Here is a 245-nt window from a genome sequence, read left to right as displayed (position 1 = left end):
ACGCGGGTGCCGGCTCGAAGTGGCTGGGTTCGTTCGCAGCCTGGCGGACCGGGTGCAGCCAGTTGCTCGGCGGGGCCCGCACAGGCGGCACGTGGACACCCGACGGGTTCGATGCCGCGCCGACGATCGTGGCGGTGCCGGAATGGTCGGGGTGCTGTCCGCCCACATCGACGATCACGTTCGTGACGTTGTCGGGGGGCCCGCCGTCGAGGGCCTGCTTGAGGAGGTTGTCGGCCGTGCGCCCC

General features: G+C 72.2%; 1 pseudogene. It reads right to left on the bottom strand.

Features of this window, described 5'->3' with window-relative positions:
* Nucleotides 1–245: pseudogene (locus KVS71_RS18240) on the bottom strand (serine/threonine-protein phosphatase); the annotation flags it as partial.

Origin of the sequence: Microbacterium sp. GbtcB4, from assembly GCF_019091465.1 — a bacterium.
Lineage (GTDB): Bacteria > Actinomycetota > Actinomycetes > Actinomycetales > Microbacteriaceae > Microbacterium > Microbacterium paraoxydans.
This window is presented reverse-complemented; position numbering and strand designations above follow the sequence as displayed.